Origin of the sequence: Gracilinema caldarium DSM 7334 (assembly GCF_000219725.1) — a bacterium.
In the GTDB taxonomy this organism is placed as follows: Bacteria; Spirochaetota; Spirochaetia; order Treponematales; family Breznakiellaceae; genus Gracilinema; species Gracilinema caldarium.
Map to the genome: position 1 here is coordinate 60203 of NC_015732.1, position 16989 is coordinate 77191.

The 16989-nt window shown below is 45.1% G+C and carries 11 protein-coding genes; 6 read left to right on the top strand and 5 right to left on the bottom strand.

Features of this window, described 5'->3' with window-relative positions:
- Positions 1–22: 22 nt before the first annotated feature.
- The gene (locus tag SPICA_RS00275) at positions 23–1072 is read left to right on the top strand and encodes a LacI family DNA-binding transcriptional regulator (RefSeq protein WP_013967540.1); all 1050 of its coding nucleotides are present in this window, start codon (positions 23–25) and stop codon (positions 1070–1072) included.
- A 77-nt stretch (positions 1073–1149) separates the two neighbouring features.
- Here the strand turns inward: SPICA_RS00275 and SPICA_RS00280 are convergent, their stop codons facing one another.
- Positions 1150–2748, bottom strand: coding sequence for a xylulokinase (locus tag SPICA_RS00280; RefSeq protein ID WP_013967541.1), 1599 nt, complete (start codon positions 2746–2748; stop codon positions 1150–1152).
- A 129-nt stretch (positions 2749–2877) separates the two neighbouring features.
- On the opposite strand from SPICA_RS00280, the gene SPICA_RS00285 reads away from it, so the two are divergent.
- The 5 genes from SPICA_RS00285 (at position 2878) to SPICA_RS00305 (ending at position 7615) form a co-directional block, all read left to right on the top strand.
- Positions 2878–3570, top strand: a complete 693-nt coding sequence (locus SPICA_RS00285) for a DinB family protein (protein WP_013967542.1) — start codon at positions 2878–2880, stop codon at positions 3568–3570.
- A 97-nt stretch (positions 3571–3667) separates the two neighbouring features.
- On the top strand, positions 3668–4084 hold the full coding sequence (gene mutT, locus SPICA_RS00290; protein WP_013967543.1) for an 8-oxo-dGTP diphosphatase MutT: 417 nt from the start codon (positions 3668–3670) through the stop codon (positions 4082–4084).
- A gap of 337 nt (positions 4085–4421) precedes the next feature.
- Positions 4422–5762, top strand: coding sequence for an ABC transporter substrate-binding protein (locus SPICA_RS00295; RefSeq protein ID WP_013967544.1), 1341 nt, complete (start codon positions 4422–4424; stop codon positions 5760–5762).
- A gap of 86 nt (positions 5763–5848) precedes the next feature.
- Complete coding sequence (locus tag SPICA_RS00300; RefSeq protein ID WP_013967545.1) at positions 5849–6751, top strand: carbohydrate ABC transporter permease; 903 nt, start codon at positions 5849–5851, stop codon at positions 6749–6751.
- Positions 6752–6763: 12 nt separating this feature from the next.
- A complete protein-coding gene (locus SPICA_RS00305) occupies positions 6764–7615 on the top strand; it encodes a carbohydrate ABC transporter permease (RefSeq protein WP_013967546.1) in 852 nt (283 codons plus the stop codon).
- Between the two features lie 86 nt (positions 7616–7701).
- Here SPICA_RS00305 and SPICA_RS15850 read toward each other — a convergent pair whose 3' ends face one another.
- Genes SPICA_RS15850 through SPICA_RS00325 form a run of 4 tightly spaced genes read right to left on the bottom strand, consistent with a single transcriptional unit; the run spans position 7702 to position 16983 of the window.
- Complete coding sequence (locus tag SPICA_RS15850; RefSeq protein WP_013967547.1) at positions 7702–9297, bottom strand: HD domain-containing phosphohydrolase; 1596 nt, start codon at positions 9295–9297, stop codon at positions 7702–7704.
- Positions 9287–12820, bottom strand: a complete 3534-nt coding sequence (locus tag SPICA_RS00315; RefSeq protein WP_013967548.1) for a UvrD-helicase domain-containing protein — start codon at positions 12818–12820, stop codon at positions 9287–9289. Before SPICA_RS00315 ends, SPICA_RS15850 begins: the two co-directional genes overlap by 11 nt.
- Positions 12817–15690, bottom strand: a complete 2874-nt coding sequence (locus tag SPICA_RS00320) for a PD-(D/E)XK nuclease family protein (RefSeq protein ID WP_013967549.1) — start codon at positions 15688–15690, stop codon at positions 12817–12819. Before SPICA_RS00320 ends, SPICA_RS00315 begins: the two co-directional genes overlap by 4 nt.
- 42 nt (positions 15691–15732) lie before the next feature.
- Positions 15733–16983 carry a tagaturonate epimerase family protein gene (locus SPICA_RS00325; protein ID WP_013967550.1) on the bottom strand — a complete coding sequence of 417 codons (1251 nt, stop codon included), beginning with the start codon at positions 16981–16983 and terminating at the stop codon, positions 15733–15735.
- Between the last annotated feature and the right edge of the window lie 6 nt (positions 16984–16989).

Genomic DNA, 16989 nt, shown 5'->3' on the forward strand with positions numbered 1-16989 from the left:
TGATAAACAGCAAGGATATTCCATGACGGTAAAAGAAATTGCAAAACTAGCAGGTGTTTCCATAGGGACTGTCGACCGTGTATTGCACGGCCGGGGCCGAGTTTCACCTGAAACGAAGGCCAGAATAGAAGAGATAATTAAAAAGTCAGGATTTACCCCCAATCCTATTGCCCGGGGACTGAAGCGGAGCCGTCCCTTTGCCTTTGTTGCACTCCTTCCTCAACGGGATCAGGATTCGGGATATTGGGGGCAGGGTTATGGCGGTCTTCAATCTGCCTCGGAGGAACTCTCCCCCCTGGGTATAAAGACTATTTTTATTGAATATGATCGGTATAATCCGGCTTCTTTTCATGATGCGGTATACCAGTTCAATAAACTCCATTGTGACGGGCTTCTCCTGCCACCCATCATGCCGGAAGAAAGCAGGGTCTTTGTAGAATCGATCCAGGGGAAGATTCCTTATATTTATTATGATGCAGACCTGCCCGGAACTGAACCGCTCTGTGTTATCGGTCAGGATGCATTCCGGGGAGGGATGCTCGCTGGCCGTCTTGCCCAGCTTTTAGCCTGCGGGAAAAGGGGAGCTTTCGGAATTTTGGTAGCCCATCAGGAAGATTATCATATCTTACGACGCCGGGATGGATTTTATGAATATGCCCATCAACATGGCCTCAAGGTGTTTCAGCAACAGGGGGTGGATCTTGAACATCCTGAGGCTGCCTCAACCCTTATAAAAAATCTTCTTGATACCCATGAAGATCTGTTAGGGGTCTTTGTAACCAGTGCATCGGCCCACCGCATTGCCGAAGCCGCCCGGGAAATACGAAAAAACAACCACTTTATTATTATTGGATATGACCTGGTGCCGGAAAACCACCGGCTTCTCCAGGAAGGAGCTCTGGATGCAATTATTTCCCAGCGGCCAGAAACCCAGGCGCGGCGTGGGCTCCTGCAGCTCTATCGGGCTATTGTGCTGGGTAAGTCTATCCCGAAACGCGAAGAAATCCCCCTGGATCTCTATCTTCCCGAAAATGTGCCCCCATATCATAGAGAAGCAACGACTCACAGGTGAACATCGAAAACCGCGACAATCCAAAATGGCAAAGCCAGCGTGTCACCCAGTTATACAGCCGGCTTCTCAGTATTCATTTACTTAAGAGCTCTGATTGCTTCCCGCTCAATACCAAGGCACTCCTTGTAACGTTTGTAATAGGCATCAAAGCCTGCCACGTCCCGGGGATCCGGATGAACGGGAGTGCCAATACTACTGGAAATAAGGCTGTCCAGGTGCTCTGCTAGGCTCTGACTCTGGTTGTGGCGTACTAGGTACGCCGCCAGGAGGGCCATACCCCAGGGGCCCCCTTCACCGGCAGTAGCTGGCAGGCTGACAGCAGTATTGGTGGCAGCGGCCATAATCCGCTGGCCTGTCGTTCCCCGCTTAAAGAAGCCCCCGTGGCCTCTAATTTCCCGAACCTGTACCCCCTCTTCCTTAGTCAGTACATCAAGACCGACCCGGAGTGCACACAGGGAGGTAAACAGGAGGGACCGGATAACATTTTCCAGGGTGAATACACTATCTGCAGTCCGAACAAAGAGAGGCCTGCCTTCGGTAAAGCCCGTCAGGTGTTCGCCTGAAAGGTAGCTGATATGGAGCAAATTCCCCGCATCGGCATTCCCTTCAAGAGCCAATGGAGTGAAGGTTTCATAAAGTTTTCCGATAGGGACTTCATAGCCCAGGGCTTTCACCGCCTGGGAAAAGAGATCGATCCAGGCGTCAAAGTCGGAGGACCCATTGTTGGAATGGGCCATGGCGACCGGCTTGCCATCGGGGGTCATCACTACATCAATCTCTTCATGGGGTTTTGAGAGGCTTTTTTCCAGCACAATCATAGCAAAGACTGAGGTCCCCGCGGAAACATTCCCCGTATTGGGTCTGATGCTGTTGGTAGCCACCATGCCGGTTCCGGCATCACCTTCAGGCGGGCAGAGAGGGATCCCCGGCTCCAGAGTCCCTGAAGGATCCAGCAAGCGGGCTCCTTCAACGCTGAGCCGGCCTGCTTCAACTCCGGCAGGAAGAACTCTTGGCAGTATGTCCCGCAGTTTCCAGGGGTAGCCCCGGGAAGCTACCAGAACATCAAAAGCCTTGAGCATAGTTTCATCATAATCACCGGTTTCCGGATTGATAGGAAACATCCCCGATGCATCTCCGATACCCAATACCCGCTGGCCGGTCAATTTCCAGTGTACATAGCCCGCCAGAGTCGTCATATAATCAATTTGGGACACATGGTCCTGGTTTTCCAGAATGGACTGATAGAGATGGGCAATGCTCCACCGCTGCGGTATGGCAAACTGAAAAAGTTTGGTCAGTTCCTCACAAGCCTGGGCAGTGATATTGTTTCGCCAGGTGCGGAAGGGGGTAAGCAGCGTACCAGCTTTGTCATGGACAATATAGCCATGCATCATGGCACTAAAGCCAAGGGCAGCGTAACGGCGGGGTATGAGCCCATAGGCAGCCTGAACGTGGTTCACCAGATCCGTATAACAGCCCGCTAGCCCCTTCCAAACCTCATCAAGATCGTAGGTCCAGATACCGTCCTTAAGCGCGTTTTCCCACTCGTAAGTTCCCGATGCCAGAGGGGTTCCTTCGGTCGTTATGAGCGATGCCTTGATCCGAGTCGAACCGAACTCAATGCCAAGTACGGCTTCCCCTGCGCTTATCAGTTTCTTATATGCTGTGTTGTCCATAGAAGGCTCCTTTTAGTGAAATGTGCGTGTACGTACACATATAGCATAACATGGTATCAACCAGTATGCAAGGATTTTTAAAGTCTTTCCTATCAATGCAGAATACAGTAAACTTAGATACAGAAGATTATGGTAACGGTAACTCAGGAATGGAACCCCAAGCAAAAAATGCTGTCTCAGCTGTTATCATCAAGCGATGGTTTTAAGGAAGGTATTTCCTTATGCCTGCACATGCATAACGAACTTCACGATATTCGACAAGAGACTGCTTTGACCATATACCAAAGATTAATTACAGGACTTAGCCCAGAAGCAATAAAAAATCGACCGGCTAATTCCTTTAGCTCAATTGCATGGAATCTATGGCATATTACAAGAATAGAAGATGCAATTTCTAATATTCTTATAAATAATTCTGATCAAATTCTGAATACTGAGTGGATGAATAGACTTAATGTAAAAGTTACTGATACTGGCAATGCCTTTACCAAAGATGATGTTGATGCATTTGATGCGTTAATCAATACTAATGAATTGTTAGAGTATCGGAAAGCGGTAGGCAGAAATACTCAACAAGTGATTCTGGCAATTGATGAACGTGAAAAAAAGAGAAAACCATCAAAAGAACAATTAAATCGGCTCGTGTCAGAACAGGTTTTAACAAACGAAAAAGAATCTATTTGGTTATTGGAGTTTTGGGGTAAAAAGACACTTATAGGATTAATTCTCATGCCGTTAACACGACATCAAATGGTGCATATAAACGATAGTTTTAAACTGAAAGATATATATTCCAGAACAGTTCATTCTATTTCTTTTTAAAATCTATCAAGATATTAACAATTGATATTTCTGCCAAAACAAATATCATGTGGAGAGATAGAAGCCCTTATTAATATACGAACAGGATTTCTATAAAATGATAGCGGTTACGGCAGCAGTTATTCTGCATGATGGAAAAGTGTTGATAGCCCAAAGAGCTTTAGATAAAAAGCTGGCTGGTAAATGGGAGTTCCCGGGGGGGAAAATAGAACCTGGCGAAACACCAGAAGCATGCCTTATCCGTGAAATTCAGGAAGAGCTGGGTGTGACCATCGAAGTGGAACGATTTTTTACCGAAACGGAGTACCATTATGACACCGAAGCAATAAGATTGCTTGCATATATCGCCCGATGGATTGATGGCAATTTCCAATTGACCGCCCACAGTCAAATACAATGGGTAACCCCATCGGAATTAGAAAGCTATGATTTTGCCCCCGCGGATGTTCCTATTGTTAAGAAGCTAAAGGATATTTTATCAAAAAACTCAAATGTTTATATTGTTATTAAATAGATGGGATTTTTATATTATACAAACAATATTTCGCTAGAAGGTATTTCGTAAGTAAGAAATCTTTTATCATCGAAATTAAAAATTTTCTAATAGGGACTGTGAAGAATTAACCATAATTTTGTCTTTTAAGACTTTTTAAGATAAGTTCTATAAGCAACTTTTTTCTGTTTTTTCTTGACAACCTTATTTTTCAGTGCTAGAATTGGTTTGTACAGCGAGCGAACAATAATGATATATAAATTACATAACCCTAAGTCTAGAGTCCAAAAGAGGCTGACCTGCCGTATGGAAGGTCAAAATTTATAAGCTTCTATTAATAGAAGGGAGGAAAAGAAAGATGTCCATGTACAAGAAAGCAAGTGCATTGGTCTGTATGGTACTGCTTGGTGTGACCCTGGTGTTTGCCGGCGGTTCCCAGCAGGGCGGAGCTCAGTCTGGGTCTGATGTGGTGACCCTCAAGGTGCTTAATTATCTTGATGCATCCCAAGCCAACTCCGACAGGGATATTAACGAAATTTGGGGTGAGTTTGCAAAACGATACCCTAACATCAAAATTGAACGGGAAGATTTGTTTAATGAACCCTTCCACCAAAAAACATCGGCCTATATCGCGTCGGGTCAGCTCCCTGATGTGCTGTATATGTGGCCCAGTGGAAGGTCTTCAGAGCTTCATGCTAAAAAACTCGTAAAGGATCTGACACCTTTCCTGAAGGCTGACAATCTGTTGGATAAGTATATTCCTGCAGCGGTCGCTCCCCAGTTTGGCGGTTTCCTTGGTGAACTTCCCAGTGGCGTTACCTTTACCCATGTGCTCTATGTGAATACAAAGCTACTAAAAGACAATGGGCTTGCCATGCCGAAAACCTATGAAGAACTTAAGGCTATGGTCCCTGTTCTGAAAGCTAAAGGGCTCGACACGGTTTTAATCGCCGCTCAGGATGATTGGGTTATGCAAAGCTGTCTCTTCTCTATGATTGTTGGTCGTATTGCAGGGGATGAGTTTATTGATAACGTGCTTGCTGGTAAGGCTAAATTCACCGATAAGCCCTTTGTCGATGCCCTGGCCCTTGTGCAGGATATGTTTAAGAGTGGCGTGATTTCACAGAAGGCTCTGCAGACTCCCTATGGTGAGGTTCCTGCCCTCTTTGCCGCCGGCAAAGCACCCTTCCTTATCGATGGGGATTGGCGGTCCGGAGCTTTCCAGACTGATGTCTCCACCGGTGTTGCCTTAATTCCGGTAAAGGATCAGCCCAATATTGCCATGACCGTATTCCCGGCTCTTCCTGGAGAAAAGAATAAAAATACCAGTTCTTCTGTTGTTGGAGCCGGTTTTGGTATGAGCGCCAGTATTCCTGCTGGTTCTGCTAAGGAGAAGGCTGCCTGGGAACTGATAAAATTCCTCCAGTCAGAGTATGTCCAGAAGATCAGACTGGAAACAGGTGCTTCCTTCCCCTCACTGAAAGGTGTAACAGTTCCCAATCTTGAACCCATCAGCCAGACCCGGGCAAAGTTCTATGAAAACTATAAGGGTACCTATGTTCTGGATGGTGTGCTTGATGCAAAGGTCTATGCACCCATCAATATAGGACTTCAGGAAATTGGTCTGGGGACAGCTACCCCTGCTCAGGTTGCTGAAAAGACTCAGAAAGCCTTTGAAGCCTGGAAAGCCGGGAAATAAATGGTTGTGCTAGAGTAGTTCATCAGTAGTTCATCGGGCGCTTCGCAATTTTTACGGAGCGCCCATTTTTACTATGGAGTAGCGTTGTGAGTAGTATAACGTCGAAAGGGGAACAGACAAGGGCGTATTGGATATTAGTGCTTCCTGCGGTGCTTATCTATTTTGCTGTTCTTGCGTTCCCTACCATTTTTTCTATTGTTCTTTCTCTTACTAATTTTAATGGTGGAAAAGTATTTGGGGCACAAATGGATTTTGTAGGACTGAAACATTATGTACGTATGTTTCAGGATCAGTATTTCTGGATCGCATTAAAAAATAATTTTTTAATTATTTTAATTTCTGTATTTGGACAGATTCCGATTGGCTTTGCTCTAGCCTATATTTTATTTCGTCGGATCATACGGTATGAAGGCTTTTTTCAGACCATGACCTATTTGCCCAATACAATTTCTACCATTGTTATCGGGGTAATGTTCCAATCTTTTTTTTCACCCTATGGGGCATTTACCCAGCTTGGAAAAATAATTGACCCAACCTTTGAAAATACACTTATGCTCAACCCCAATATGGCCATGATTCCGGTATTGCTGGTTATTCTCTGGATGTATACCGGTTACTATATGATTATTTTTCTTGCAAATATGCAGAAAATAGACCAGTCTGTAATAGAAGCCTGCCGTATTGATGGAGCCAACGAATTCCAAACCCTCCGGTATCTCATTTTACCTGCCCTATCCGGTGTGATTGTGACGACCGCAATTCTGGCAATTTCCGGTTCGTTAAAAAGTTTCGATTTAATATTCGCCATGACCGCAGGTAATCCGGCCCGGCGAACCAGTGTGCTATCCCTGTATATGTTTGATAATGCATTCCGCGGTGCACCGGATTATCCTCTGGCAAATGCTATTTCGACCTTTATGGTAGCATTGAGTTTTCTGTTGATTATTGTGGTTCGTGTTGTAGAAAAACGTTTTGGCGGGAGAGAGTAAGGAGAGCGTACTATGGGTAAAGAAATTCGGCAGAACAAAGGCGCTGCCCTGGTATACAGATTTATCATGTATCTTATTTTTGGCGTTATTACCTTTTTAACCATTTATCCCCTTTTGTGGCTGGTGATGTCGTCTTTAAAAACTACCCAGGCTTTTCAGATGGATCGCCTGGGCTTCCCGAATCCGCTGTTTTTTAAAAACTATCCAATGGCCTGGAAGATTGGTCATTTTGATGTACTTTTTTCCAATTCGGTGTTCTATACCATCACCACAACCGTTGTAGTGCTGGTACTTGCTTTTGCAGCCTCTTTTGGGTTTGCAAAAATACCATCCCGGGCTACCGGTTTTCTGCATGGAAGTTTTGTAATCGGGATCCTTTTAACCCTCCAGTCTATTATGGTGCCCCTCTTTTTAATGACCAATGCGGTGGGGCTCTATAATACCCGATTAGGAATATTGATTCCCTATATTGGTATTGGGCTGCCCATGGGTATTTATCTTGGAACAGAATATATAAAATCCATTCCCGATGCACTGATAGAATCGGCCAGAATTGAAGGGGCAGGGTACCTGCGGATTTTCTTTTCGATCATTGCACCGATGACAAAACCGGTGGCGATGACGCTGGCAATAATTTCTTTTACCGGAATCTGGAATGAGTTTATGTTGATAAACATCCTCGCATCCAAAGAGGCGATTAAGAGTCTTCCGGTAGGCATTCTTAAGTTTTCAGGGGCCCTGGCTACGGACTACGGAAAGCAGTTTGCAGCCCTCAGTATCGGTATGGCGCCGATGCTTGCCTTTTATGCACTGTTCCATAAACAGATAACCCAGGGTGTATCTGCGGGTGCGGTGAAAGGGTAAAGGGCTGTGTTAGGAATTGCTTACGTGCATTATAAATTTAACTTGGTTTTTAAACATTTAAAAGCATGCGGCTATAATACGGGGTGTTATGCTGAGATCTCTGCTTTGTCGCCTGCTAAATAGTGCATTAACTGTACGAGGTTGCTATCCAGGCGGCCTCGTTCAGCTTCATCATCTAGAATGGCGAGAGCTTTGGGGATGGGGACTGCCTTTTTATAGGGCCGGTCTGCGGCGGTAAGAGCATCGTATACATCGGCTACAGCGATAATTCTTCCCTGGATGGGAATTGCATCACCTCTGAGCCCATCTGGGTAGCCTGAGCCATCAAGCATTTCATGATGCACCTTTATATAATCTGGTATATGACGGTATTCCTCCGGCCAGGGAATGCGGCGAACAAATTCATAGGATCGGACCACATGTTGTTCCATCTCCTTTCGCTCCCTGGCATTAAGGCTTCCTCTTTTAATTTTAAGGTTCTCAATCTCTTCTGGAGTAAGAAGGGGGATTGGTTCATTTTCGACGCCATAAACAGGTGGAAGGGGAGTAGAAAGAATTCTCGAGATGGCTTCTTCAGGATCAATTTCGGTTACTGTAGGTATATTAATGGTTTCTATCAGATGAGCAATTTCCATAATTTCTTTAATAGTCTTATCTCGTTCTTTATTAAGGCGATCGAGGGCGTCCCGTTGTAAATGAGATTCTCGGAGGGCAAAATCGAGCTCCAGAGAACGGCGTAGATATTTCAGTCTGAGCTGAAGTTTTTCAAAATCCTCAGGGTATAATTTTCGTTCCTTGAGAAAGATTGCGGGGTCAATATAAACTTTTCCAAAATCATGAAGCAGGGCGGCATATTCCAGTTCTTTGATGTGATATTCTGAAAATCGGGGGAGATGACCTTCCTGCTCGTCCTGACTGTTTAAAAGTCGGGCTAATTTAACCGAGGTCATAGCAACCCGATAGGAGTGGCCGCTTGTAGCCGGATCCCGTTGTTCAACAGCCTCAATAGCAGCAAGGACAAAGTGTTCGAACTGATCCTGTATTCGTTTCAGCATCTGGGCATTTTCCAGGGCCACCGTGGCTTGGGAAGCGATAGCTTCCATCAAAGCCTCGTAACGTTTTTTAAAAGGGACTACACAGGTATCGAAATCTTCGGGGGTTGCCAGAATAATACTCTGTAAATCCATACAGCTCTCATGGTCCTTTTCTTTAGAGTTTATGAGCTGAATCACACCAACTATAGTACCAGTGTGGTCTGACATGGGAACTGCCAGCATTGATTTGCTTCGGTACCCCGTTTGCTGGTCGAAAATTTTATTAAAGCCATAGGGTACATTAGGGGGCAGTTTATAAACATCGTCCAAATTAAGGGTTTTGCCGGTAAGTGACACATAGCCTGCAATGGATGCGGTAGTCCGGGGTATGCTAAACTCTTCATAGTTTTTTGTTTTTAAGGATTGATTTATAGAGTACTTGAATCTGAGATAGGATCCCTGTTCACCTGTTTCTACGAGAAAAATGCTTCCCGCATCGGCTCCGGTTATATGCTGGCTGATTTCGAGAATATTTCTTAAGAGAATGTCGATGTTGCGCTGGCGAACTAATTCCTGGCCAATTTGTATGAGAAGTTCCTGGTCATGGTAGGCATCGAGCAGTTCTTCATAGGTAAGGTTAGGTTGCATCGGTAGCTCCCTGGGCAATACTATATAGTTTGGCATCGCTCAAAATCGGCTTTATTTCTATGGTGTTCATACTCCGCAGATATACCAGCAAAGTTTTAACCGGTTTATCAGAAAAAGCCTTCCCTGCCCGATGGTAGCATTCGAGCTGAATCCGGTGGATTTCGGGCTGTAAGGTTTTATCGGTCTTAAAATCGATAATAACACAGTGGTTTTCGGTTTCATAGATGAGGTCTATACTGCCTTTTACCAGAATAGGGCGTTGATCACTATTCTGGAGGGGAAGCAGAAAGCTGTATTCGGTTCGGAGCTTTGGTTTTGCGTTGAAGGCTGCCTTACCATACTCGGTTTTTAAAAATTGCTGGGCAAGATTTTGAGCTTCCTCAATGAAAAGCTTTTGGTGTTCTTTGGAAAGCTCGATAGTTTTAAACTCCGCCAGTAATTCCCGGGGAGGTTCCATACCTTTACCTTCTAGGGTGTGCTGAATGATAGTATGGCAGAGGGTGCCGAACAGGGTTTCCAGGTCGTTTTTGGAAGAAGCGATCAGGTGGTCTACCGTAAGTGTTGGTAAGGGTAAAGCCCCTTCTTCTGAAATGTTTGTACTGCGAGCTTTCTGATAGGTCTCTTCCATTATTGTTGGGCTTGTTATCCGGGGCGCATACCTTGGTATTGAGATGGCTGGCTGGTTGTAAAAGGATTTTTCTGAGCTTAGTGCCTGTTGTAGCTGTAGAGCCTCATCACTGAGCCCGGCACGTTTTTTAGCTCGTTCTTTAAGTCTTGCCAGTTCTTTGCCGCGCTCAGCTATGGTAAGAGGTTGTATGGATTGCAAGGTATAAAGGGTCTGAGATACCTGGTCTATACCGAGGGAGATGAGTTCCAGGAAACTCTGTTTTTTCTTATCCGGTTTGGGTGTTGCAAAAAGTGTGGCTTGGAGATCACTGAGATTTCCGTTGTAAAGGGAACGGGTTTCATCAATTTTATCCTGATTTATTTTTTTGTTACCTGCGATAATTACCTTTTGCTCTGCCCTGGTGAGGGCTACATAGAAGAGCCGTTTTAATTCTGCCAGGTTTTGTCTGTTTTCTGTTTCCCGCAGTTCTTCGAAGAGGGGATTAGCAAGTTTATCCTTCTGATGTTTGCTGTAAGGTTTCCAGGAAATAACGGGGCCAAAGGTTGTACTGTAAAAGTAGGGTTTATCGTTTCTGAATGACTGACCTTCGGAACCAGCCTGGGGAACGATGACCACAGGAAATTGGAGGCCCTTACTTTTATGAATAGTCATAAATATAACTGCATCTGCCCGTGTATCCGTTTCGTCTCCTTCTACCTTTTCTGGGTTTCCGATAAGCGGTGCAAGCTCATCTAAAAAAGCAGCCAGCGTAAGGTGCCGCTGGTCAGCTTTGAGTGCCATATCGTAGAGCAGATCGAAGTGTCCAAGGGTAGCTGCCATATCGCTGTCCTGAAGAAGGCTTGTCCGGTACCCTGATTCATACCAGAGCCAGGCAACCAATTCAGCGATACCCTTGATATCGGCCATATGTAATAGGGTATCATAGAGCTCTGCCCCCAGATTATATCGGTCACGGTCGCTAACATACTCAGCAGTCCAAAAATCTTCGGACAGTTCTGAAAAGGGTTCATACCAGAGATTATCTTTTAGCTGGAGCATGAGCTTGAGAAATGTATGGTCGCTGATGTTTACGAAGGGTGAACGTAACACCGTAGCATAGGCATTGGTATCCTGCGGAGAAACTACTAATTGAAGAAAGGCATAGATATCATTGGCTGGAGCATCGACAAACAGCCCACGGGGGTCAGCGCTGACAAAGGGGATGCCGACGGTACGAAAGACTCGTTCATATACAGACTGATGGGTGGTGGTTCTGAAAAGGAGTGCCACATCACTAAATTGGAATTCCTTCTTTTCTATACCCTGGATAATTCGTTGTGCTACGGCGATTGCTTCAGTTTCTGAAGGAGAGCAGTATTGTGATGGTTCAGTTTGTTCATTGCTGGTTTCTTCCTGAGAGATCTCTTCATCCAATTGGGTAGTGTTGATGAACAGTTCCACCGGTATGGTACCGCTCCGTTCCCGTTTAGGGGTTGCCCTGGCTTGTGTATAGGCCGCTTCATAGGGTTCACTGGGGGTGCCGAAAATCCCTGGGAAGAGCTGATTGAAAAAATCGATAAGTTCCGGTTCTGAACGGTAGTTAGTGCTGATAGAAAGCTGACAATGGTGTTGTGGGTTAAATTGGTGGCTCAGTTCTTCAGAGAGCCGTTTAAATACGGAAACATCGGCGCCGCGGAATCGGTAAATGGATTGTTTTTCATCACCCACAAAGAACAGTTTATCCGGTGCGAGCTGTTCCGGTGAAGGTATACCATGACTGGCTTCATACTCAGCTTCTGCAAGGAGGTAGAGCAGGTCCTTTTGTTTTTCATTGTTGTCCTGGAACTCATCAATCATGATTGCCCGGATCTGTTGTTTATAGTATGTACGAAGGGGTAGTGATGTTTTTAAGATGTCCACCGCTAGATCGATGAGGTCGCCGAAGGAGAGTAATCCTTCATTGCGTTTATTTCGATTAAAACGCTGGGCAAGCTCATCGAGTAATTCGCCAATGCGTTCTATATAACCACGTTTGTTATAAAAAACTAACAGGGGCGTAAGTTCAACACAGATATCCTTTCCTTCTGAAAAGAGTTCCTTGGCACGGGCCATTTCGGTTCCCGGTGTTACCTTAGACGGTTTCCTTATGGCGGTAATATCCTTACACAGGTTGATAAGATAATCATACTCTTGTTCCTGTTCCGGGTATGCCCTAGGACAGTTCTGATAATTTGAAAAGATAGCCTTAATTTCGAGAAGAGTTTTATGTTTGGTGCTGGTATCGAGGCTTGCGCCAGCACTACAAATTGCTGACAGTCGAGCCAGCCTAGCGTTGATACGGGAGAGAAATTCATCAACCTGCTTTCTGGCAAAATCTTTATAGGAAGGCACCTGCACGATGGGCAGCTGGTGCTGACAAAAATCGGCGAAGAAATCCTTTACAATGATGTCAAAGGAAAAAGTAGCTACCAGTTCTTGTAAGACCGGTTCGGTTTGATGTTCCATGAGAAATTCCAGAGCGGTTTGTTCTGCCAGATTTTTAAGCCGCCCTTCGTCGATAGTAAAATTCGGTGGAATGCCATAGTTTTGGCAGGAACCGCGAACGATGGAGGCGCAGAAAGAATCTAGGGTGTCGATCCGGGCTGTATTAAAACGTTCAAGCTGTTGTCGGACCCAGGGATCTTTATGCTTGCTGAGTTCCTGGTGAATACGGCTGAACATTTCTGCGGCGGCTTTCCGGGTAAAGGTCAGTGTTAAAATTGCATCGACGGGAAGCTTTTTGTTTTGTATGAGCCGCACATAGCGGTGGGAAAGGACGGTGGTTTTACCGGATCCAGCGCCGGCGGAAACGACTACGTTATAATCTGCCTCATAGGCTGCCTCTTGTTCTGTATCGAGGATTTGCTGGGCGCTCATGCTTTATCTCCGCCAGAAAAATTGATACGACAGACTGCCTTAACCGGGCAGGATGTACAGATCCCTCGATTTGCAGGATGTACTACAGGATAGTTTCCTATTTTGAGGTAGTCTACCATAAGGGCTAGGGTTTCATCTAATTTGGTGAGTACCGGTTCATAGTCTGTTCGTTTTACTGGTAGGATGGTATTTTTTTTGGAAGGGCCCTCAGGATCGATAACCTTAACATTCATGCGTTGTTCAATCGAATAAAAGGCAGCCCGACTCACGGTGGTTTTTAATTGTTGTTCTGCCATTTTAATATATGCAGCAATCTGAAAATTAGAAACCATTCCGCTACTATCTAGCCAGAGTTCACGTTTTTTTGGTGCATTATTTGTTTTAAAATCGATGATAATAAGCTGGCCTTCGGTATCCATGAGGATGAGATCTGCAGTCCCTGCAAGGTAAATATCCAGTTCCGGATAGTGACGCCGCAGGTGATATTCGGAGCCTAAAACCGAGCAAGAGTCGAGCGTGGGGATTTCGTTGGTAAGGTAGATGATGAGGTTCTCCTTAATTCGTTGAAAAAGCATTTCGTAGACCGATTCCTGAAAAGCCCCTTCTTCATTTTGCTGATCTGCTATTTTATCTTTGATGATTGTCTTAAGAATTCTATTGTAGTTTTCAATCTCGCTGGCCCGTATCCGTCTACCCGGTGTTTCTTGGAGATGGTTAAAAAAGGCTTCCAGGATGGCGTGATACAGGATACCAATTTCTTTCTGTCCTATGGTTTCTATTTCCAGTTGGGGCTCACGAATGGCGAGACCCCTGGTTAAAAGCCATTGATGAGGACAGGTAATAAATTGGTTGATATCTGTTGGTGAAATATGGTTGGGGTCCCTTTTGGTTGTAAGGCGTGTATACATAGTGTCCCGGAGAACTGCCTCATCGATGGGGGCCTTACGGATATCCTGAGAGAGAACATAGGGTCTATAACTTTGTTGGCTCCGTTTCCAAGCAAGCTGTTGGATTGTATAGGGTGCGCTTGCTTCGAGACCGGTACCCAGTTCTTCAAGACGATAAGAGTCTTTGAGGAGAGGTGCCTCAGTTTCCCCTTTACATTGAATTTGGTTCTCTGAGGTAAGCGCCTGATGGGGTATGGTATGGCCGGTAACACCCCGATCCGGAGCGGTATACACAATTATTGAAGACAAGCTATAGGCATCGATAAAGGCTTTTGAACGGTCTCTGGATACGCATTCCAGAGATTTTTTTCTATCCTCCCTGAGAAATGGTGCTGGGTCAACAATAACTGAGGCTCCGTCCTGGGTAACGTTCATCACAATGTGGAGTGTTGGAGCTATTCCTGCGGCAACCCGGTAGGGATAGACTGCAATACCCTCTATATCAGATTGGTAAACATAGGTTGTAGTTTTCAGATGGGCTAAGAACAGCGGAAAGGCCTTACCGGTGGAACAATCGGCCAGATGTTCTTCGGTTTCTATGAGTCTGGCTAATTCTTCCATAGCCCTAGCATACACCTTGTCGGTATCAGGGTTTATACGTTCCCGATCAAAATGATTTCCAGCAAAAAGAATAAGCTTTGTTCGTAGTTCGGTGAAATTATGAGCATTGACAACATCGCTTATGTCCCGTTGTAACTGCTGATAAAATTGTTTCAGGTCGATTATTGAAAAGGGGGTACCAATATTTGCTTCAAGAATATGTTTGAAGGTTTCGAGCCACACATCGGTAATGCGGTTATTGTTTTTGTAGCCGCTCAAACACCGATATTCCAGACCAAAGTTGAGTAACTGCTGAATGAGTTGTGGTTCTTTCCAGGGTAATGATTGGTCAGTGAGGAGATTTTTCATAGCCCGGTAGGACCAGTGGGTTTGGTAACAATCCTGTAGCAGGGGAAAAAGCCGTCCTCCGCTCTGATCGGTAAGTGCCTTACCCTGACGGATGCTGATAGGAATCCCACGTAATTTGCATTCCAGGCTAAGTTCTTCTGCATAGTTTTCCAGGTTGGGGATACTCAGGACAATTTCTTCTATGGAGAGGGTTTTACTGTGTACCAGCTGAGCAAGCAGGTTCGCCACATAGCGTATTTCTTCTCGCCAAGAAGGGAATTGTAGGAGACTTTGTTTTATCTTGATGAGCAGGTTGGAGGTTCTTTCGTAGGATTCTTCAGGAGATTTCTCTAGGGTAGATCCGCATATAGAGACCCTATTAACAGCATGGAGATGTTCATCAATTTGAATATCCTTGACCATAAAGATAAAGACCGATTGTTGAGATGAAAGCTCGTTTTCATAGGATTCCCAGTCGTCAGTAAGATCTGGAAGTATCAAAATCCAATGTCTGCCATGATCTTGAAAGGGAGAACGGATCCAATCTGGTTCGTAGAGGTTGTGGGAGGCAAGGAAATCTGAATACCGGTGAAAAAGAATACGAAGGTCCCTGATGTACGTATCAGTCTTGAAGGTGATCTCTGAAGTGCGTTCTATGATGATTTTTAAAGATGGGAGCATACTGCTGATATGGCCTATAAAGGGAGTGTAGTCCGAGGCATAGGATGGGGGTAGTAGTTCTGCAAAAAGGGGTGTGCCTGATGTTGCTTCCTTGGCGTTTTCTTCTAAGAGATGGGATGTAAAGAGCATACGGATGAGGCTGTTTGCTGGTCGTTTTTCACTTTGATGTGCTGAGAGACATTGTTCTTTAAATTCATCCCAGGCGATGAAACGTTCAAGGGCAACCGGTTTTTGTGTTGTTTCACAAAGCCGCCGTGCCCAGAATTGGGCGGGCACGGCGGAAGGAAACACAAAGACCGCGTTGCGATTATCAAGATAGGAGTACAACAGTTCCTGGAGAGAAGATTTTCCCATATTCCCATTGTATCACAGGGTGGTGTGCTCCCAAAGAGTTTTTTATTGTATAAATATCGGTCTGATGTGTCGATCTAGAAGATTTTCTTTTACCTGGAGCGCAATATGATGCTCATGAGCTTCGAGGGCTTTTAAATAGGTTTCACCCAGTTCAGCAGCGACTTTATACCCTACATGGAGCAGCTGTCGGAAATGAGGATTATATTGTGGATGGTTTTCTATGTGCCGTAACGCAGCTGCATAGGTTTCACCATTCCAGGCTTGGACCGAATTAGGCTCTGGTAATTTGTCTTTATGAATATCGATAACCGTAGCATAGGGCGCACAAAGTTCATCAAATCTATAATAGGTTTCTCGATAAATCTGTTGTACGATCCTGAGGCCTTCATCTCCTGCGGATGCCAATCCTATTAGCTCTTCGAGCCAGGTGGTTCCAGCTGTTTTCAGATGGAGGCCTGCATGATGGGTGTAGATTGCTTTTTTAATGATAGGATATATAGAAAATTTATCACTACCAGAGTGGACACTGAGTTTTAGATTTTTTGGTAAACCGAATTCTTTACTAGCATAGGCAATAACTAAGATATCCTGGTTAAATTCTCTTTCGAATTGGGTCAGGTTACCTACATAATCGACCCCTTTATTAAAGCGGCCTGTAAATTTAGGTGCAATGGTCTGTGCCGGAATACCCTCATCGGCAATCATGGCGAGAATAAAAAGCAGGTCCTCAGGTCCCTGAGGCTGGTCGGTTTCATCAATAGATACTTCGGTTATAAAATTCTCTGGTCCTTTTTTATTAGCAATATGGCGATACAGTTTTCCTGCTTCTTGTATAGCGAGAAGGTATTTACGGGCTACTGAGGTAAGGGTGGTTTCGGTAATGGTAATGGGCTGTTCGATTCCAGGGATCTGGAGTTTTCCGATACAATGTTGATGCTTTGCAACAAATCTGGCGATAGAAGCCTCGTCTGCAGCTTTACCGGTATAGTCTGCCACGTCGAGGGTAAAAAAGTCACTGGAATCCAGAAAAAGGTCCACGGTTTTCATGCTGATATGATCCGCATCGACATGATAAGGATCTTGCCAGCCCAGGGCAGCCACTGCCCAGTCCGCTTCCTTACGGACCTGGCCTGGTTCGGTGTGGATGATAGAATGTTCTCGATAAGATTTGTTCCATACAGGAATAATGGTGCAACCAAGGTGTTTTGCTTCTGCGAGGGCTTCTAATTGAGCCTTTCCTTGATGCCCAAAACGATCGCCAATACCCATGGAAAAACGTTCTAATTGTTTCATGATGCT

Coding starts and splice junctions, on each gene's coding strand:
- SPICA_RS00315 (WP_013967548.1), bottom strand. CDS start 12,820: ATGAGCGCCCAGCAAATCCTCGATACAGAACAAGAGGCAGCCTATGAG.
- SPICA_RS00275 (WP_013967540.1), top strand. CDS start 23: ATGACGGTAAAAGAAATTGCAAAACTAGCAGGTGTTTCCATAGGGACT.
- SPICA_RS00305 (WP_013967546.1), top strand. CDS start 6,764: ATGGGTAAAGAAATTCGGCAGAACAAAGGCGCTGCCCTGGTATACAGA.
- SPICA_RS00280 (WP_013967541.1), bottom strand. CDS start 2,748: ATGGACAACACAGCATATAAGAAACTGATAAGCGCAGGGGAAGCCGTA.
- SPICA_RS15850 (WP_013967547.1), bottom strand. CDS start 9,297: ATGCAACCTAACCTTACCTATGAAGAACTGCTCGATGCCTACCATGAC.
- SPICA_RS00295 (WP_013967544.1), top strand. CDS start 4,422: ATGTCCATGTACAAGAAAGCAAGTGCATTGGTCTGTATGGTACTGCTT.
- SPICA_RS00325 (WP_013967550.1), bottom strand. CDS start 16,983: ATGAAACAATTAGAACGTTTTTCCATGGGTATTGGCGATCGTTTTGGG.
- SPICA_RS00320 (WP_013967549.1), bottom strand. CDS start 15,690: ATGGGAAAATCTTCTCTCCAGGAACTGTTGTACTCCTATCTTGATAAT.
- SPICA_RS00285 (WP_013967542.1), top strand. CDS start 2,878: ATGGTAACGGTAACTCAGGAATGGAACCCCAAGCAAAAAATGCTGTCT.
- mutT (WP_013967543.1), top strand. CDS start 3,668: ATGATAGCGGTTACGGCAGCAGTTATTCTGCATGATGGAAAAGTGTTG.